We start from the raw sequence: 18915 nt of genomic DNA, 5'->3' as shown, positions 1-18915 counted from the left end.
GCCGGTTCAGGTAACGGGTCAGGTGCTGGCCCTGAGCATCGTCGTAAACCACGAACAGCACGTTGGGGTTGCGCTGGGCACGCCGGGCAAAGTCAGAGAGCACTGGCACGTCGTTGTCCCAGATTGCCCGCGGGGCGACCGAAGCCAGCAGCTCGGCCATGTCGTTGGCGGAGTCCTTCAGGTTCTTTTCCAGGGTGCTGCGCAGTTGCTGCTGTTCGCTTTGCAGGCGCTCCGACAACCCGGCGCTCAGGCGCTGGCGGGTGCTGCTGGACAGGCCGTCAAGGCCCGAGCGCACATCTTGCCCGGCTTGCTCCAGGTCATTGGCCAGCTGGCGGCTGTCGTTACCCAGGCGCTCGCCAAGGTCGGCCTCCAGGGCGGTGACCGTGCTTCGGGTGAGCGCAACGGCAACCAGCACCTGCACCAAAAGAGCGATACCAAGGGCAACAAACACAGGCCGCAAAAGGCGGCTTCGTAACAGTGAGAGGATGGCAGACACGGTGTAACCCTCGTGTTTTCTGGCGCCACTATTTTGATGGCATCTACAGAAACTTCTTACAGCAAGGGTTGTGCCGAAGGCAGCAGGGATAAGCGCCAAGGTTCAGCAAGGGGGTTGCCTGTACCGGCCCTATCGCCGGCAAGCCAGCTCCCACAGGAGCTTCACACATCTCGAGATCTATGAAGATGCTGTGGGAGCTGGCTTGCCGGCGATAGGGCCGATGCAGGCATACACCATAAATGAAAACGCCGCAGCCCCTTTCAGGGCCACGGCGTCAGATCAGCCTGGAGGGCAGATCAGGCGAACGGGTGACGCAGCACGATGGTCTCGTTGCGGTCCGGGCCGGTCGAAATGATGTCGATCGGCGCGCCAACCAACGCTTCGATGCGCTTGATGTAGTCACGCGCAGCTTGCGGCAGCTCTTCCAGGGTTTTTGCACCCAGGGTCGACTCGCTCCAGCCTGGCATCTCTTCGTACACCGGCTCCAGGCCGATGTAGCTGTCGGCATCAGAAGGCGCGTCGATGACAGCACCGTTCTCGTTCTTGTAGCCAACGCAGATGTTGATGGTTTCCAGGCCGTCCAGTACGTCCAGCTTGGTCAGGCAGATGCCCGAAATGCTGTTGACGTCGATGGCGCGACGCAGGATGACGGCATCGAACCAGCCGCAACGACGGGCACGGCCAGTGGTGGAGCCGAACTCGTGGCCACGCTTGGCCAGGGTGGCGCCGGTCTCGTCGAACAGTTCGGTCGGGAACGGACCGGAACCCACGCGAGTGGTGTAGGCCTTGGTGATGCCCAGGATGTAGTCCAGGTACATCGGGCCAACGCCGGAACCGGTGGAAATACCGCCAGCGGTGGTGTTGGAGCTGGTGACGTACGGGTAGGTACCGTGGTCGATGTCCAGCAGCGAGCCCTGGGCACCTTCGAACATGATGTCCTTGCCGGCGCGACGCAGGTTGTGCAGCTCGGCGGTGACGTCGAGCATCATCGGCTTGAGCTGTTCAGCGTAGGCCATGCACTCGTCCAGGGTTTGCTGGAAATCGATGGCCGGCTCTTTGTAGTAGTTCACCAGCTGGAAGTTGTGGTAGTCCAGCAGCTCACCCAGCTTGGCAGCGAAACGCTCGCGGTGGAACAGGTCACCCACGCGCAGGCCGCGGCGCGCGACCTTGTCTTCGTAGGCTGGGCCGATACCACGGCCGGTGGTGCCGATCTTGGCTTCGCCACGGGCTTTTTCGCGGGCCTGGTCCAGGGCCACGTGGTACGACAGGATCAGCGGCGCAGCCGGGGAAATGCGCAGGCGCTCGCGCACCGGTACGCCTTTTTCTTCCAGCTTGGTGATTTCGCGCATCAGGGCGTCTGGGGCAACGACCACGCCGTTGCCGATCAGGCACTGTACGCCTTCACGCAGGATGCCGGACGGAATCAGGTGCAGAACGGTCTTTTCACCGTTGATCACCAGGGTGTGACCCGCGTTGTGGCCCCCCTGGTAGCGCACTACGGCGGCAGCATGTTCGGTCAGCAGATCGACGATCTTGCCTTTGCCCTCATCACCCCACTGGGTGCCCAGGACGACGACATTCTTACCCATTACATTGGTCCTCATTCACGCAAACTTGGTTGCCGGCCTGTTGCCGACGCAGAAACTCACTGGGCCAGCGGCAGAACCTGCCAGCGCCCGTCTTGCTGAATCAATTGCCGATCACAATCCGCCTCGAGAGCAGCACTCAACGGCTGGCCAGGCAGGGCCTGGACCACACGCTGGCCCTCGGTGCGCAACTGGCAGACTTGCTGCCAGAGGGCCGCGTCGCCACTGTCCGGCATCCAGATGCCGCCCGTTGGCAATACGACCTCCGCTCGCCCCAGTGTGACCAGGGTCTTCAAATCCGTGGAGAAACCGGTGGCCGGGCGTGCCCGGCCAAAGTCGGCGCCGATGTCGTCGTAGCGCCCGCCCTGGGCGATCGATTGACCCTCGCCCGGCACGAACACCGCGAACACCACGCCGGTGTGATAGTTGTAGCCGCGCAGTTCGCCGAGGTCGAAGTACAGCGGCAGGTCCGGGTAGCGCGACGTCAGGCGATCGGCGATCGCCAGCAGGTCGTCCAGCGCAGCCAGCACGCTGGCCGGGGCACGGCCCAGGCGCACGCGGGCTTCTGCCAGCACTTCGCGGCCACCGCACAGTTCGACCAGTGCGCGCAGCATGTTGCCCAGGTCCTTCGGCAGGTCGGCGGTCAGTGCCTGCACTTCATCGACGGCCTTGCGCTGCAGGGCGTCGAACAGCTGCTGCTCGACCGCACCGGACAGGCCGGCAGCACGGGCCAGGCCGCGGTAGATACCGACGTGGCCCAGGTCCATGTGTACGTCCGGCACATCGGCCAGTTGCAGCGTGGCCAGCATCAGGCTGATGACTTCCACGTCGCTGGTCGGGCTGGCATCGCCATACAGCTCGGCGCCCAGCTGGATCGGGCTGCGCGAGGTGGACAGTGCACGCGGCTGGGCGTGCAGCACGCTGCCGGCGTAGCACAGGCGGCTCGGGCCTTCACGGCGCAGGGTGTGGGCGTCGATGCGCGCCACCTGCGGGGTGAAGTCGGCGCGGAAGCCCATCAGGCGGCCGGACTGCGGGTCCACTACCTTGAAGGTGCGCTGATCCAGGTCCTGGCCGGCGCCGGTGAGCAGCGACTCCAGGTACTCGATATGCGGGGTGACGACCAGCTCGTAGCCCCAACTCTGGAACAGGTCCAACACCTGGCGGCGCGCGATCTCGATGCGCGCAGCCTCAGGTGGCAGTACTTCCTCGATGCCATCTGGCAGCAGCCAGCGGTCTACCGTTGCCATTACGCCATTTCCCCTCTGGTCCGGGCGGCTTGCCAGCTGGCGAGCCGTCAGTAAAGCCGGTATCGCGCACAGCAGCGGGCAGCACTGATCCCAGCGCAGCCACCGTACCCGATACCCTCGAATTGCCTTGCGAGCTGACCAAACCGTCAACTGGCGCTTCGCCAATCAACCTTTCAGACGCAAAAAAGCCGGGAAATTTCCCGGCTGCCTCATCATACACCCCTTTTCATTCAGGATGCACCCCGCCTGGTATTTTAGCTGCCCGGCGGGGCGCCCCTGCACGAAAGTCAGGGCCTGAGCATCACGGCTTGCTCTTGTCCAGGTAACGGAAGAACTCGTTCTTCGGGTCCAGGACCAGCACGTCGCTCTTGCTCGAGAAGCTCTCGCGGTATGCCTGCAGGCTACGGTGGAACGCATAGAAATCAGCGTCCTGGCTGTAGGCCTTGGCATAGATGGCGGCCGCCTGGGCGTCGCCGTCACCACGGGTTTCTTCTGCTTCGCGGTAGGCCTCGGCCAGCAGCACACGGCGCTGGCGGTCAGCATCGGCACGAATACCTTCAGCCAGCTCGTTACCCTTGGCACGGTGCTCGCGAGCTTCACGCTCACGCTCGGTGCTCATGCGGTCGAACACGCTGCGGTTGACTTCCTTCGGCAGGTCGATGGCCTTGACGCGCACGTCGACCACCTCGATGCCCAGCTCCTTGTTGGCCATGCGGTTCAGCGATGCAGTGATGTCGGCCATCAGTGCGTCACGTTCACCGGAAACCACCTCATGCAGGGTACGTTTACCGAACTGGTCGCGCAGGCCGCTTTCCAGACGACGCGACAGACGCTCGTCGGCGATCTGCTTCATGCCGGACGTGGCGGTGTAGAAGCGCTCGGCATCCTTGACGCGCCACTTGGCGTAGGCGTCGACCATCACCGCTTTCTTCTCCAGGGTGAGGAACCGCTGGGTCGGGGCGTCGAGGGTCATGAGGCGGGCGTCGAACTTGCGCACCTGGTTCACGTACGGAATCTTCACGTGCAGGCCTGGCTGAACGTCCGCCTGGACCACCTTACCAAAGCGCAGCAGTACCGCACGCTCGGTCTGGGACACGATGTAGAAGCTGTTCCAGGCCACGATGGCCAGAACGACGGCGGCGATCAGGGCGATCAGCGATCTGTTGCTCATCAGCGGCTCTCCCTAGTACGCAGCGGCTGCTGTTGCTGTTGCAGGTCCTGCGCCGCACGGGCGGCCGCATCGTTGGCCGATGGCGACACGCTGGTGGTTGGCGCGGACGAATTGCGGCTGCCTTCGACCATCTTGTCCAGTGGCAGGTAGAGCAGGTTGTTCTGCCCGTCCTTGGTTGCCACCATGACCTTGCTCGAATTGCTGTAGACCTCTTGCATGGTCTCCAGGTACAGACGCTGACGGGTCACCTCAGGTGCCTTGTGGTACTCGGTCACCAGCTTGGTGAAGCGGTCGGCCTCACCCTTGGCCCGGGCGATGACTTCGTCGCGGTAACCGTTGGCGTCCTCGATGATGCGCTGGGCCTGACCACGGGCTTCCGGCACCACGCCATTGGCGTAGGACTCGGCCTGGTTGCGGGCACGCTGCTCGTCTTCGCGGGCACGGATCACGTCGTCGAAGGCTTCCTGCACTTCACGCGGGGCTGCCGCGCTCTGTACGTTGACCTGGGTAACGGTGATACCGGTACGGTAGTTGTCGAGGAAGCGCTGCAGACGTTCGCGGATATCCACGGCCATCTGTTCACGGCCTTCGGTCAGCACCTGGTCCATCGAGGTGGAACCCACCACGTGGCGCAAGGCACTGTCGGTCGCGTGCTGCAGGCTCACCTCAGGCTGGTCGACGTTAAGCACGAAGTCCTGCAGGTTGCTGATCTTGTACTGGACGGTCAGCGGGACCTCGACGATGTTCTCGTCTTCGGTCAGCATCTGGCCCTGCTTGGTATAGGCACGCTCACGCGTGACGTTTTCCATGTACTTGCGATCAATCGGCGGGAAGTAGATGTTCAGGCCGGGACCGACCGTTTCATGGTACTTGCCGAAGCGCAGCACCACAGCCTGCTCCTGCTCGTCGACCACGTACACGGCACTGTACAGCCAGATGGCAGCCAGTACCGCCAGGCCGATGCCCAGCAGGCCCAGGCCACCGCCCTTGCCGACATTGCGGTCACCGCCGCCACGTTTCTTGTTACCGCCGAACATGCCGTTCAGGCTGTCCTGCAGTTTGCGGAAGGCCTCGTCCAGATCCGGCGGACCTTTCTTGTCACCACCACCGCCACCGCCACCACGGCGGCCGCCCCAGGGATCCTGATTGTTCGAGTTGCCACCCGGCTCGTTCCAAGCCATAGCGCTCTCCATCTGATAAAGCAAAGACGCGCCCACGGCGCGCCGTCCAATGCTACAGAATGCCTGTCACTGCTGCCCGGCGACCTCGACGAGCATTTATTGCAAAGTGTGTTGCTCGACAAACACTTGCGGCTCCATGCCTTCGCGGCTGACCAGGCGATTCAATTCGACCATGGGCAGTCGCACGCTCAGCAGGCTGCGCCCTTCTTCATCATGCTCTTCACTCTGCACGGCACCCAGAGCAAAGAATTGCGCGCGCAAGCGGGCAAAACGCTGCTCCAGGCACAGGGTACCGACAAACAGATCATCCCCCAGCAACTCGGCAATCGCCTGGCCAACCAGCTCCAGACCACGCCCATCGCGTGCCGATACCCAGACCCGTTCCGGCTTGCCGTCGGCATTGCGCTGGATCTGTGGCTCGACATCTTCGAGCAGGTCGAGTTTGTTATACACCTCGAGGATGGGCAAGCCTTCAGCGCCAATCTCGCCCAACACAGCCAGCACCTGCTCGATCTGTTCCATGCGCTCTGGCTCATGGGCGTCGATCACGTGCAGCAGCAGGTCGGAGTTGCTCGACTCTTCGAGCGTAGCCCGAAATGCCTCGACCAGCTTGTGCGGCAGGTGGCGAATGAAGCCCACGGTGTCGGCCAGCACGATCGGCCCCAGGTCGTTGAGCTCAAGCCGGCGCAGGGTCGGGTCGAGGGTGGCGAACAGCTGGTCCGCGGCGTACACCTCGGATTCGGTCAGGGCGTTGAACAGCGTGGACTTGCCGGCGTTGGTGTAACCCACCAGCGAAACGGAAGGGATATCCGCGCGCTTGCGCCCGCGACGCGCCTGCTCACGCTGGCTGCGTACCTTCTCCAGGCGTGACTTGATCTGGCGAATGCGCACCCGCAACAGGCGGCGGTCGGTTTCCAGCTGGGTTTCACCCGGGCCACGCAGGCCGATACCGCCTTTTTGTCGCTCAAGGTGGGTCCAGCCGCGCACCAGCCGCGTGCTCATGTGATCAAGCTGGGCCAGTTCGACCTGCAGCTTGCCTTCATGGGTACGCGCCCGTTGGGCGAAAATATCGAGGATCAGCCCGGTACGATCGAGCACACGGCACTCGAACACACGTTCGAGGTTGCGCTCCTGACTGGGCGTAAGGGTGTGATTGAAAATCACAAGGTCTACCTGTTCGGCATGGACCAGGTCGTGCAATTCCTCGACCTTGCCGCTGCCAATCAGGTATTTGGCCGTTGGCTGATGCCTTGTCACAGTCACCAGCGAGACGATGTCCGCCCCGGCCGACAGTGCCAGCTCCCGAAACTCCTGCGGATCTTCGCGCGCCTCAGGGTTCTGACCTTCCAAGTGAACGAGCAACGCCCGTTCACCACCACCGTGGCGCTCAAAGAACAATGCAGGCTCCTATCAGGCGTTGCCTGGCTCGCTGTCGCCGAGGTCGGAATCGGACGGGCTTGGCAGGCGAACCGGACGGGCAGGCACCACGGTCGAAATGGCGTGTTTGTAGACCATTTGGCTGACGGTGTTCTTCAGCAGTACCACGAACTGGTCGAACGATTCGATCGAGCCCTGCAGTTTGATGCCGTTGACCAGGTAGATGGATACCGGAACCTTTTCTTTTCTCAAGGTGTTCAAGTAAGGGTCTTGTAGCGAATGCCCTTTTGACATATGCCGCACTCCTGTAAGGATAAATAATAGAAAATCAAGAAAATCGATAAATTAGGCCGCCCCTTCGCAAGAATAGACGGCAATCAGCAGGGACTCAGCTCAATATGGAGATGGCCCCAAGGTATTTCAAGGTGCGGGACAGATTGTCGCAGGCCATGCTGTCAAGCCAGTGCACATCAGGCCAGCTACGCAACCAGGTGAACTGCCGCTTGGCCAGCTGCCGGGTAGCAATGATACCGCGTTCTCGCATCTCATTCTCAGTCAGCGTGCCGTCCAGGTAATCCCAGACCTGCCGATAACCCACTGCCCGTATAGACGGCAGCCCGGCGTGCAAGTCACTTCTGGCTCGCAGCGATCGGACCTCGTCAACGAAGCCCTGTTCCAACATCTGCGAAAATCGTAACGCAATTCGCTGATGCAAAATGTGACGATCTGTAGGAGCAATCGCCAAACTCGCGACAGTATAGGGCAAATGTCCGCCAGCGCCTGCGTCTGCGCCGCGACTTTCCGCGAATTGACGCTGGCGATGGGCTGTCATGCTCTCGCCACTCACCCGGTACACCTCCAGCGCGCGAATCAAGCGCTGCGGGTCGTTGGGGTGGATGCGCGCCGCCGACTCGGGGTCAATCTCGGCCAGCTGGCGGTGCAGTTCGGCCAGCCCAAGCGCCTGGGCCTGGGCTTCCAGGTCGGCTCGCACCGCGGCATCCGCTGCCGGCATGTCGGCCAGGCCATCGATCAACGCCTTGTAATAGAGCATCGTGCCGCCCACCAGCAGCGGGACCTTGCCCCGCGCGGTGATGTCGGCCATGGCCTCCAGAGCATCGGCGCGAAATTGCGCGGCCGAATAACTCTCGGCCGGGTCGCGGATGTCGATCAGGCGGTGGGGGTGGGCAGCCAGAATTTCTTTTGACGGCTTGGCCGAACCGATGTCCATGCCGCGATAGACCAGCGCCGAGTCGACGCTTATCAGCTCGCACGGCAGCACTTTGGTCAGCTCGATGGCCAGGTCGGTCTTGCCGGCCGCCGTCGGGCCCATCAGGAATATTGCAGGGGGCTTGCCGCTCATTTCATCGACCGCGCAGGAAAAGTTTGTCCAGATCGTCCAGGCCCATCTGGGTCCAGGTGGGACGGCCATGGTTGCACTGGCCACTGCGTTCGGTGTTTTCCATGTCGCGCAGCAGGGCATTCATTTCGGGGATTGCCAGGCGCCGGTTGGCGCGCACGGCGCCGTGGCAGGCCATGGTGCCGAGCAGTTCATTGAGGTGGGCCTGAATACGGTCGCTGGTGCCGTACTCCATCAGGTCGGCAAGTACGTCCTGAACCAGGCGGTTGGCCTCGGCCTGCTTGAGCAAGGCCGGAATCTGGCGAATCGCCAAGGTCTCAGGGCCCAGGCGCTGCAGTTCGAAGCCCAGGCGCTGGAACCACTGTGCATGCTCTTCGGCGCAATCAGCTTCACGCTGGCTCAGGGCCAGGGTTTCGGGCACCAGCAGCGGCTGGCCGCTAAGGCCTTCGCTGGCCATGGCCACCTTGAGGCGCTCGTACATGATGCGCTCGTGGGCCGCGTGCATGTCCACCAGCACCAGGCCAACGGCGTTCTCGGCCAGGATGTAGATACCCTTGAGCTGCGCCAGTGCGTAGCCCAACGGGGGAATGTCACCCTGGCTTTCGGGCAGCGTGGTTACCGGTGCCGCTCCGTCTTCCAGCGGTTTGTAGAACTCGCGGTACACCGCCTGCGCCTCGGCGGCCGGCAGCGGCTGCGAAGGGCGTGGTGTGTACTGGTACTGGTAACCGGCGCCGCTGCCGCCATTGGAGATCGCATGCTGCGGCGCCTGGGGCCGCTCAAGCACTGGCGACGCCAGGCGCATTTCGCCCTGCGGGCCGAACTCACCGGCCTGCTGGCCGGTGGGGCGGATTATCTCGGGTACGGCGGCAGGCGCGGCCAACTGGTCTTCCGGACGCACATCGGCCAGTGCGCGGTGCAGGGTGCCATACAGGAAGTCGTGCACCGAACGCCCCTCGCGGAAGCGCACTTCGTGCTTGGTCGGGTGCACATTGACGTCGACGCCGTTGGGCTCCAGCTCCAGGAACAGCACGAATGTCGGGTGCCGACCATTGAACAACACGTCACGGTAAGCCTGGCGCACAGCGTGGGCGACCAGCTTGTCGCGCACCGCACGGCCGTTGACGAAGAAGTACTGCAGGTCTGCCTGGCTGCGCGAGAAGGTCGGCAGGCCCACCCAGCCCCACAGGCGCAAGCCGTTGCGCTCGACGTCGATCGGCAGCGCCTGCTCCATGAAGCCCGGGCCGCAGATGGCGCCCACCCGCCGCGCCCGGGCCATTTCGTCATGGGCCTCGTGCAGGCTGAGGATGCTCTTGCCGTTGTGGCGCAGGTGGAAGCCAACGTCGAAACGCGCCAGCGCCAGCCGGCGGATGACTTCCTGCAGGTGATCGAATTCGGTTTTCTCGGCCTTCAGGAATTTGCGCCGCGCCGGGGTATTGAAGAACAAATCGCGGACTTCTACCGAGGTACCCACCGGGTGCGCCGCCGGCTGCACGCGCGGGGTCATGTCACGGCCTTCGGTTTCGACCTGCCAGGCCTCGCTGGCACTGGCGGTACGCGAAGTCAGGGTCAGCCGCGCCACCGAGCTGATCGATGCCAAGGCCTCGCCACGGAAACCCAGGCTCAATACCCCTTCAAGGTCTTCCAGCTCGCGAATCTTGCTGGTGGCGTGTCGGGCCAGGGCCAGCGGCAGGTCGTCAGCAGAAATTCCGCTGCCATCGTCCCGTACCTTGAGCAACTTGACGCCGCCCTGCTCCACGTCCACGTCGATGCGTCGGGCGCCGGAGTCCAGGCTGTTTTCCAACAGCTCCTTGGCGACAGAGGCCGGCCGCTCGACTACCTCGCCGGCGGCGATCTGGTTGGCCAGCCGCGGGCTGAGCAGCTGGATGCGCGAACCGCCACTCATTGCGCGGCCAATGTGGTTGCAGGGATGTCGAGGCGCTGGCCGACCTTCAGTTCATCCGTCTTGAGGCTGTTGGTGCTGCGCAGGCTGGCCACGCTGACCTGGTAGCGCACGGCGAGCATCGCCAGGGTTTCGCCAGGGCGCACGGTGTGCTCACGTGGGCCGGCGGCAATCTTGCCGGTATCACGCAGCCAGGCGATATAGGTACCCGGCGGCGGGTTCTGCTGGAAGTACTGACGCACACCGGTATGAATCGAACGGGCCAAGGCCTGCTGATGGCTGGCGGTGGCCAGCTTGGCAGCTTCGTTGTTGTTCGAGATGAACCCGGTTTCAACGAGGATCGACGGGATATCCGGCGACTTCAGCACCATGAAGCCGGCCTGTTCCACACGCTGCTTGTGCAGCGAGGTGACACGGCCCATGTTGCCCAGCACCTTCTGCCCCACATTGAGGCTGGAGCTGAGCGTGGCGGTCATCGACAGGTCCAGCAGCACGCCGGCCAGCATGCGGTCCTTGTCATCGAGGCTGACGTTGCCGGCACCGCCGATCAGGTCGGAACGGTTTTCCGTGTCTGCCAGCCAGCGCGCGGTCTCGGAGGTGGCGCCGCGGTCGGACAAGGCGAACACCGAAGCACCAAATGCAGCCCGCGACGGCGCGGCGTCGGCGTGGATCGAGATGAACAGGTCGGCACCCTTCTTGCGAGCGATCTCGGTGCGTTTGCGCAGCGGAATGAAATAGTCGCCCGTACGGGTCAATTCGGCACGGAAGCCCCTTTCGCTGTTGATCTGGCGCTGAAGCTCTTTGGCAATCTGCAGCACGATGTCTTTTTCATGCTGGCCGCGCGAACCGGACGCACCCGGGTCTTCGCCACCGTGGCCGGCATCGATGGCCACCACGATTTCACGCTTGCCGCTAGGTACCGGCGGCAACTTGATGGCGGGCTGGGCCGGGGAGACCGGCACCGCTGGTGTGGTAGCCGGCGTCTGTACCGGCGCCGGGGCCGGCGGTGGCGCGCTGGCCGCAATGGCATCGGCTTCCTGGTCGTACAGGTCGACCACCAGGCGATTGCCGTACTGGGCGTTCGGCGCCAGCGTGAAGCTTTTCGGGGTGACCGACTTTTTCAGGTCGACCACCACCCGCAGGTCGGTCGGGGTGCGCTGAGCCGAACGCACGCTAGTGATCGGCGTGTTGGAGGTGGCCACGTTCAATGGCGCGGCCAGTGTCGCGCCATTGATGTCGATAACCAGGCGATCAGGCGCGCTCAAGGTGAAGACGCTGTGCTGCACGGGGCCAGACAGGTCGAAGACCAGCCGCGTGTTGTCTGGCGCGCGCCACAGGCGCACGCTCTTGACTTGAGTGACGGCCAGAGCGTCAACGGTCACCGTTGTCAGCAGCAGCCCAACGATGGCAACCAGTGCGCGTATGCGCATACCTACCCCACTTACTGTTTATAGTGTTTGGCCAGTGCCACGCACCAGGCCTCGCCGCGAGCCCCCTGCGGCGAAAGGATCAGCGAGCGTCCGCCCGCTTGGGGGGTCATGGTAATGGTCAGGTCAGGCTTTGGCAAAACGCCCGCACCCTTTTGTGGCCACTCGAACAGGCACAGCGGGTCGCCCTCGAAATAGTCACGAATACCCATGAACTCCAGCTCCTCCGGATCGACCAGGCGATACAGGTCGAAGTGGAAGGCCCGCACCTCACCAATTTCGTAGGGTTCGACCACGGTGAAGGTCGGGCTTTTCACTGCACCGGTATGGCCCAGGCCACGGATCAGCCCTCGGGAAAGCGTAGTCTTGCCCGCACCCAGGTCACCTTCAAGAAAGATCACGCCGCGACCGCCGGTCACCTCGGCCAGGGCTGCGCCAAACTTGACCGTGGCGTCTTCATCGGCCAGAAACAGGGTTATGCCAGACACGCAGAATGCTCCTCGAGTAACTCACGAATGACCGGCGCCAGATCACTGGCCACCAGGCCTCTACCTTTTACACCCAGCCGCTCACCAGCACAGGCATGCAACCACACCCCCAGGCCAGCGGCCTGCCAGGCACCCAGCCCTTGGGCCAGCAACGCCGCCAGCACACCGGTCAGCACATCGCCAAGGCCGGCCCCGGCCATCGCCGGGTGGCCCCGCTCGCACAGCATCAGCTGCCCGGCCGGGTCGGCCACCAGCGTACCGGCGCCCTTGAGCACGCAAACGCTGTTGTAACGGCGCGCCAGCTTGCGCGCAGCGCCCTGGCGGTCGGCCTGCACCGCCTCGGTGGAAATACCCAGCAGCCGCGCCGCCTCCCCCGGGTGCGGGGTGAGGATGCTGCCACTGGGCAGGGCCAGTGGGGTACGCGCCAGCAAATTCAGGGCATCGGCGTCCCACACCTGCGGCCGCTCGGCGTTGGCCACTGCCGACAGCAGGCTACGCCCCCACGCCGCCTGCCCCAGCCCCGGGCCAACCACCAGCACCGAGGCGCGCTCCAGCACGCCCATCAGCTGGTTGGCCGAGCTGACGCCCAGGCACATGGTTTCGGGCAGCCGGGCCAGGCTCGCGCCAACATGCTCGGGGCGCGTCGCTACGCTGACCAGCCCGGCACCACAGCGCAGGGCGGCTTCAGCGCTCAACAGCACCGCGCCGCCGGTGCCAAGGTCGCCACCCACCACCAGTACATGGCCGAAGTCGCCTTTATGGGCATGCGCATGCCGTGTCGGCAGGTGCGCGACGGTCACGCTGCTGAGCCGTTGCGGGGCATGGCTTGGGTGTTTGGTCTGCGGCATGGGGTCAAAGGCTCCAATGTCTGGCAGAATTATACGCACCTGAGCCCGTATTGCCTTGCCCATCCATGTCCAGCTGCACACCTGACCTCGCCCAACTGGCCCAATCGATCAAGATTTGGGGCCAGGAACTCGGTTTTGCCCACGTTGGCATCGCCGGGGTCGACCTTGGCGAACACGAACACCACCTGCAGCGCTGGCTCGATGCCGGCTACCAGGGCGAGATGGAGTACCTGGGTGCGCACGGCAGCAAGCGCGCGCACCCCGAGCAACTGATTCCCGGCACGGTGCGTGTGGTGTCGCTGCGCATGGACTACCTGCCCGGCGACACACAGATGGCGCAGCGCCTGGCACAGCCGGAAAAGGCCTACATATCGCGCTATGCGCTGGGCCGGGACTACCACAAGCTGGTGCGCAAGCGCGTGCAGTTCCTGGCCGACCGCATCCAGGAAGCCATTGGCCCGTTCGGCTACCGCGCATTCGTCGACAGTGCCCCTGTGCTGGAGAAAGCCCTGGCCGAACAGGCCGGGCTGGGCTGGATCGGCAAGAACACCCTGCTGCTCAACCGCAAGGCGGGCAGTTACTTCTTCCTTGCCGAGCTGTTTGTCGATTTGCCGCTGCCGGTGGACGAAGCGACTACCAGCGAGCACTGCGGGCGCTGCCAGGCCTGCCTGGACATCTGCCCGACCCAGGCGTTTGTCGGGCCCTATGTGCTGGATGCGCGGCGTTGCATCTCGTACCTGACCATCGAGCTGAAGGGCGCGATCCCTGTCGAGTTGCGCTCAATGATGGGTAACCGGGTGTTCGGTTGCGATGACTGCCAGATCGTCTGCCCATGGAACCGCTTTGCCAAGCACACCCAGGAACAGGACTTCCAGCCGCGGCATGGGCTGGAGAATGCCGAGTTGGCGCAGATGTTCCTGTGGGATGAACGCACCTTCCTGCGCAAGACCGAGGGCGGGCCATTGCGGCGGGCGGGGTATGAGCGGTTCTTGCGCAACCTGGCGGTGGGGTTGGGCAATGCGCCTTCCACCATCCCTGTGATCGAGGCCCTGAAGGCCCGGCGCGAGGATGAATCAGAACTGGTGCGCGAGCATGTGGAGTGGGCATTGGCCCGGCACAACATCCAATAACCACATGCCCCTGTGGGAGCGGGTTCACCCGCGAACACCGGCGCAGCCGGTGCCATACACCGAGTTGCATTCTTCGCGGGTGAACCCGCTCCCACAAAGACTGCCTCAGGGCTGAAAAATGACCTACTGCTGGTCGTTGTAGTGGAACTTGGGCATTTCCCAGTGGAAGCGGATCGCCAGCAACCGCACCAGGAACCCGCCGAACAAGGTCAGCAGCATCGCCTGCTCTGCCGGCACCTTGAAATACACGCACCCCAGATAGAACCACGCCGCCGCAAAGGACACGCTGGCATACAGCTCACGGCGGAACACCAGTGGAATGTCGTTGCAGAAGATATCCCGCAAGATCCCGCCAAACACCCCGGTAATCACCCCACTGATCGACGCCACCAGCATGCCCTGCCCCATCTCCAGCGCGGTCATGCAGCCAATCAGGGTAAAGGCCACCAACCCCAGGGCATCGAGCACCAGGAACAGCGAGCGCAGGCGGCGCATCATCGGCGCAATGAAAATGGTCAGCAACGCCGCAAAGCTGGTCAGCACCAGGTACTCCGGGTGCTTCACCCAGGTCAGCGGGTAATGCCCGAGCAGCACGTCGCGCACCGAGCCGCCACCCAAGGCGGTGACGCAGGCAATCAGCACCACGCCGAACCAGTCCATGCCGCGACGCCCGGCAGACAAGGCGCCGGTCATGGCTTCGGCGGTGATAGCGATGAGGTAGAGCATCAACAACATGGCGCGGGTCCGTGCGAGAAAGGCGCGCAGTCTAACCAGTTGCCCAGGGCACCAAAAGGGGGCGCAGATACAATATCTGCGCCTTTTCGGCTCACAGCTTGATGAAGTGCTCGCGGTAGTGGCGCAGCTCGGCGATCGACTCGCGGATATCGTCCAGCGCCAGGTGGGTATTGCCCTTCTTGAAGCTGTCACGCACGTCCGGTGCCCAGCGCGCGGCCAGTTCCTTCAGGGTGGAGACATCCAGGTTGCGGTAATGGAAGTAGTTTTCCAGGTTGCGCATGTGGCGGTAGAGGAAGCGGCGGTCCTGGCAGATGCTATTGCCGCAGATCGGCGACTTGCCTTTGGGCACCCACTGCTCGAGGAAGGCGATGGTCTGCGCCTCGGCTTCAGCCATGCTGACCTTGCTCTCGCGCACGCGCTGGGTCAGGCCCGAAGCACCATGGGTACGGGTGTTCCATTCGTCCATGCGCGCCAGCACTTCGTCACTGTGGTGGATGGCGATCACCGGCCCTTCAGCCAGGGTGTTCAGCTGGCTGTCGGTAACGATGGTGGCCATCTCGATGATGACATCACTGTCCGGATCCAGGCCGGTCATTTCCAGGTCGATCCAGACCAGGTTCTGTGGGTTTTGCATGCAGGGGCTCCTCATATAGGCCGTCATATTAGCCTAGTGGCCAATGCACGCCCATTCACCGCATCAAAGGTAAGCGCAATGGTCCAGAGCCTGGCGTGCTAAACTGCCAGCCGTTTTCAATGCCCTACCTGGGCCTTTCTCACGGTACCTTCATGGCCAAACGCCAGCTCAATCGCCGCCAGAACTGGCGGATCGAAAAAATCCAGGGCGAGCGCGCCGCTCGCGCCGCCAAACGCGAGCAGCATGCGCTGCAGGAACTGGAAGGCGGCGACCTGGGGCCAGAGCAACTGGGCCTGGTGATCGCGCACTTTGGCGTGCAGGTAGAAGTTGAAGCCCAGGATGGCGAAACCGCAGGCCAGGTGTTCCGCTGCCATTTGCGCGCCAACCTGCCGGCGCTGGTCACCGGCGACCGTGTCGTGTGGCGTGCGGGTAACCAGGGCATCGGCGTAATCGTGGCGCAGATGCCGCGCAGCACCGAACTGTGCCGGCCAAACAACCACGGCCAACTCAAGCCGGTGGCCGCCAACGTCGACCTGATCGTGATCGTGTTCGCACCGGCGCCAGAACCGCACCCAAACCTGATCGACCGCTACCTGGTCGCGGCCGAGCACGCCGGCCTGCGCCCGCTGCTGCTGCTGAACAAGGCCGACTTGATCAACGACGAGAATGGCCCCGGCCTGCATGCGCTGCTGGAAGTCTACCGTGAACTGGGCTACCCGCTGCTGGAAGTATCGGCACACCAGGGCGACGGCATGCAGCGCCTGCAGCAGCTGCTTGACGGCCACATCAGTGTGTTCGTCGGCCAGTCAGGGGTGGGCAAGTCGTCGCTGGTCAACAGCCTGCTGCCAGATGCCGGTACCCGTGTCGGCGACCTGTCGGAATGGTCTGGCCAAGGTACCCACACCACCACCACGGCGCGGCTGTACCACTTCCCTAACGGCGGCGATCTGATCGACTCGCCGGGCATCCGTGAGTTCGGCCTTGGCCATGTCAGCCGCGACGACGTGGAAGATGGCTTTATCGAGTTCCGCGACCTGTTCGGCACCTGCCGCTTCCGCGACTGCAAGCATGACCGCGAACCGGGCTGCGCGCTGCTCAAGGCCCTGGACGAGGGGCGCATCAAGCCGCAACGCATGAACAGCTACCGCTCGATCATCGCCAGCCTGACAGAAGACAGCTACTGATCGTTGTGAGCCTTACGCGGTCCTTGTAGGAGCGGCCTTGTGTCGCGATGGGCCGCAAAGCGGCCCCAGGATTTCAGCGTTGCCGCATAGATCGCCGGGGCTGCTTTGCAGCCCATCGCGACACAAGGCCGCTCCTACAGTACCGAGCAAGGCTTACTGCTCCTTGGCCTCATCCATCTTCAGCGTGCCATCTTCAAAGATGTTCAGCTTCTGGCGCAGCTCACGCGGTTGCATCGGTGCTTGCTCAGTTGCCCCAGGGGCTTGCGGTGCGCCAGCCCCTGGCGCAGGGGCGCTAGCCGGCGGTGCAGCAGGGTCGGCGGCCGGCGCTTCCGGCGCACCCTGCTCACCCTCGATATTGCGCTGGGCCTTCTTGGTCAGCACGATGATATCGATACGGCGGTTGACCGGGTTGAACGGGTCCTTGCGGTCGAACAGCGACGACGAGGCATAACCCACCACCCGCGCCACCTGCCCGTCCGGGTAACCCCCAGCCACCAGCGCACGGCGCGCAGCGTTGGCACGGTTGGCCGACAGCTCCCAGTTGCCGAACTCACCACTGCCGGCATACGGCTTGGCATCGGTGTGGCCGCTGATGCTGATCTTGTTCGGCACCGCCTTGATGGTATCGGCCATGGCCAGCAGGATGTCTTCAAAGTACGGCTGCAAGCGGGCGCTACCGATGTCGAACATCGGCCGGTTCTCGGCATCCATGATCTGGATGCGCAGGCCGTCCTGGGTGATTTCGAACAGGATCTGGTCCTTGAACTTCTGCAGCTGCGGGTTCTCTTCCACCTTGTTCTGCAGTTCCTGCAGCAGCAACTCCAGGCGCTCGCGCTCGACCTGCTCGGCCATGGTCTCGACCTGGTCCTTGCTCATCTGGGTTGTGGACTCGGGCATCGGCTCGGATTTGACTTCCGGGTTGATGGTTTTCTCCGGTGCCAGTTCAGGCGAACCACCGAGGTCGATGACATAGGGCGTGCCGCTTTCCGTGAAGCCGATCGGGTCCTGGAAGTAGCCGGCAATGGCGATTTTCTGCTCCGGTGTGGCCGTGGACATCAACCACAGCACCAGAAAGAACGCCATCATTGCCGTAGCAAAGTCGGCAAAGGCGATTTTCCAGGCGCCGCCGTGGTGGCCGCCGCCAAAGCGCTTGACGCGCTTGACGATGATGGGCTGATTGTTTTCCATGACTCAGCGACCGCGAACCGCTTGTTCCAGCTCGGCGAAACTTGGGCGGTGCCTTGGGTACAGCACCTTGCGCCCGAACTCGACGGCCAGCGAAGGTGGCATGCCCGAGGCCGAGGCAACCAGCGAAGCCTTGATCGACTCGTAGAGGTTCAGCTCCTCCTTGGCATCGTGCTCCAGGCACTTGGCCAGCGGGCCGAAGAAGCCGTAGGCAGCCAGAATACCGAAGAAGGTACCGACCAGCGCCGCACCCACGTGCATGCCGATGGCTGCCTGGTCGCCCTCGCCCAGCGAGGCCATGGTTACCACGATACCCAGTACCGCCGCGACGATACCGAAACCAGGCATGCCGTCAGCGATGCCGGTCACCGCATGGGACGGGTGCTCCAGCTCTTCCTTCATGCTCAGCAGCTCCATGTCGAACAAGCCCTCGAGTTCGTGCGGGGCCATGTTGCCGGTGGACATGATGCGCAAGTAGTCGCACACGAACGCAGTCATGCGCTCGTCGGCCAGCACCGTCGGGTACTTGGCGAAGATAGGGCTGGCGGCGGCGTCCTCGATGTCGGCCTCGATGGCCATCATGCCTTCGCGACGGCTCTTGTTGAGGATCTCGTACACCAGGCCCAGCACCTCCAGGTAGTAGGCATGGGTGAAGCGCGAGCCGAACATCTTCATCGACTTCTTGATGACGTGCATGGTCATGTGGCCAGGGTTGGCCTGCAGAAATGCGCCAAAGGCCGCACCGCCGATGATCAGTACTTCGAACGGCTGGATCAGCGCCGCGATCTTGCCGTGGGAGAGCACGTAGCCGCCGAGCACGCTCGCGAATACGACGATGATGCCGATAATTTTAGCCATAGGTTCAAAGCACTTGCTGTCGTGGTCAGGGGAAGAGACGGGAGCTTTAAAACTCTTCTTCTACTTATCGGCAGAACTGCGCCAGACTATAGCCACTCAATGCGAAAAGCC

General features: G+C 63.4%; 17 protein-coding genes. 2 read left to right on the top strand and 15 right to left on the bottom strand.

The window, feature by feature from the left end:
* Positions 1–792: 792 nt before the first annotated feature.
* From JOY50_RS17255 to JOY50_RS17205, 11 genes are all read right to left on the bottom strand, one after another.
* Complete coding sequence (locus JOY50_RS17255) at positions 793–2085, bottom strand: adenylosuccinate synthase (protein WP_019471336.1); 1293 nt, start codon at positions 2083–2085, stop codon at positions 793–795.
* A gap of 56 nt (positions 2086–2141) precedes the next feature.
* Complete coding sequence (locus JOY50_RS17250) at positions 2142–3329, bottom strand: ATP phosphoribosyltransferase regulatory subunit (RefSeq protein ID WP_019471335.1); 1188 nt, start codon at positions 3327–3329, stop codon at positions 2142–2144.
* 301 nt (positions 3330–3630) lie between these two features.
* The gene (gene hflC / locus JOY50_RS17245; protein ID WP_012274454.1) at positions 3631–4500 is read right to left on the bottom strand and encodes a protease modulator HflC; all 870 of its coding nucleotides are present in this window, start codon (positions 4498–4500) and stop codon (positions 3631–3633) included.
* Positions 4500–5681: an FtsH protease activity modulator HflK gene (gene hflK / locus JOY50_RS17240; protein WP_019471334.1), complete on the bottom strand. Its 1182-nt coding sequence runs from the start codon at positions 5679–5681 to the stop codon at positions 4500–4502. Before hflK ends, hflC begins: the two co-directional genes overlap by 1 nt.
* 96 nt (positions 5682–5777) lie before the next feature.
* Positions 5778–7079, bottom strand: coding sequence for a ribosome rescue GTPase HflX (gene hflX, locus JOY50_RS17235; protein ID WP_016501882.1), 1302 nt, complete (start codon positions 7077–7079; stop codon positions 5778–5780).
* Between the two features lie 12 nt (positions 7080–7091).
* Positions 7092–7352 (bottom strand): RNA chaperone Hfq, encoded by a 261-nt coding sequence (hfq, locus tag JOY50_RS17230; RefSeq protein ID WP_016489445.1) that lies wholly within the window; start codon positions 7350–7352, stop codon positions 7092–7094.
* 94 nt (positions 7353–7446) lie between these two features.
* Positions 7447–8418, bottom strand: a complete 972-nt coding sequence (gene miaA / locus JOY50_RS17225) for a tRNA (adenosine(37)-N6)-dimethylallyltransferase MiaA (protein WP_132845043.1) — start codon at positions 8416–8418, stop codon at positions 7447–7449.
* A gap of 1 nt (position 8419) precedes the next feature.
* A complete protein-coding gene (mutL, locus tag JOY50_RS17220; protein WP_132845045.1) occupies positions 8420–10318 on the bottom strand; it encodes a DNA mismatch repair endonuclease MutL in 1899 nt (632 codons plus the stop codon).
* Positions 10315–11745, bottom strand: a complete 1431-nt coding sequence (locus tag JOY50_RS17215; protein ID WP_019471331.1) for an N-acetylmuramoyl-L-alanine amidase — start codon at positions 11743–11745, stop codon at positions 10315–10317. Before JOY50_RS17215 ends, mutL begins: the two co-directional genes overlap by 4 nt.
* An 11-nt stretch (positions 11746–11756) precedes the next feature.
* The gene (tsaE, locus tag JOY50_RS17210; RefSeq protein WP_016489449.1) at positions 11757–12230 is read right to left on the bottom strand and encodes a tRNA (adenosine(37)-N6)-threonylcarbamoyltransferase complex ATPase subunit type 1 TsaE; all 474 of its coding nucleotides are present in this window, start codon (positions 12228–12230) and stop codon (positions 11757–11759) included.
* Positions 12218–13078 (bottom strand): NAD(P)H-hydrate dehydratase, encoded by an 861-nt coding sequence (locus JOY50_RS17205; protein ID WP_132845048.1) that lies wholly within the window; start codon positions 13076–13078, stop codon positions 12218–12220. Before JOY50_RS17205 ends, tsaE begins: the two co-directional genes overlap by 13 nt.
* 65 nt (positions 13079–13143) lie before the next feature.
* On the opposite strand from JOY50_RS17205, the gene queG reads away from it, so the two are divergent.
* Entirely contained in the window at positions 13144–14208 is a 1065-nt protein-coding gene (gene queG / locus JOY50_RS17200; RefSeq protein ID WP_132845050.1) for a tRNA epoxyqueuosine(34) reductase QueG, read from the top strand.
* Between the two features lie 123 nt (positions 14209–14331).
* Here queG and JOY50_RS17195 read toward each other — a convergent pair whose 3' ends face one another.
* Together JOY50_RS17195 and orn are read right to left on the bottom strand one after the other, a co-directional pair.
* The gene (locus JOY50_RS17195) at positions 14332–14943 is read right to left on the bottom strand and encodes a trimeric intracellular cation channel family protein (RefSeq protein WP_003249516.1); all 612 of its coding nucleotides are present in this window, start codon (positions 14941–14943) and stop codon (positions 14332–14334) included.
* 91 nt (positions 14944–15034) lie between these two features.
* The gene (orn, locus tag JOY50_RS17190) at positions 15035–15577 is read right to left on the bottom strand and encodes an oligoribonuclease (RefSeq protein ID WP_243055567.1); all 543 of its coding nucleotides are present in this window, start codon (positions 15575–15577) and stop codon (positions 15035–15037) included.
* A 152-nt stretch (positions 15578–15729) separates the two neighbouring features.
* On the opposite strand from orn, the gene rsgA reads away from it, so the two are divergent.
* Positions 15730–16761 (top strand): small ribosomal subunit biogenesis GTPase RsgA, encoded by a 1032-nt coding sequence (gene rsgA, locus JOY50_RS17185; protein ID WP_026034441.1) that lies wholly within the window; start codon positions 15730–15732, stop codon positions 16759–16761.
* 153 nt (positions 16762–16914) lie between these two features.
* Here the strand turns inward: rsgA and motB are convergent, their stop codons facing one another.
* Positions 16915–17949, bottom strand: a complete 1035-nt coding sequence (motB, locus tag JOY50_RS17180) for a flagellar motor protein MotB (protein ID WP_132845052.1) — start codon at positions 17947–17949, stop codon at positions 16915–16917.
* A gap of 3 nt (positions 17950–17952) precedes the next feature.
* On the bottom strand, positions 17953–18804 hold the full coding sequence (gene motA, locus JOY50_RS17175) for a flagellar motor stator protein MotA (protein ID WP_019471324.1): 852 nt from the start codon (positions 18802–18804) through the stop codon (positions 17953–17955).
* Positions 18805–18915 lie beyond the last annotated feature (111 nt).

Origin of the sequence: Pseudomonas sp. BP01 (genome assembly GCF_022760795.1) — a bacterium.
GTDB lineage: Bacteria > Pseudomonadota > Gammaproteobacteria > Pseudomonadales > Pseudomonadaceae > Aquipseudomonas > Aquipseudomonas putida_Q.
The sequence above is the reverse complement of the archived record's forward strand: the minus strand, read 5'-3'. Positions and strand labels throughout refer to the sequence as shown.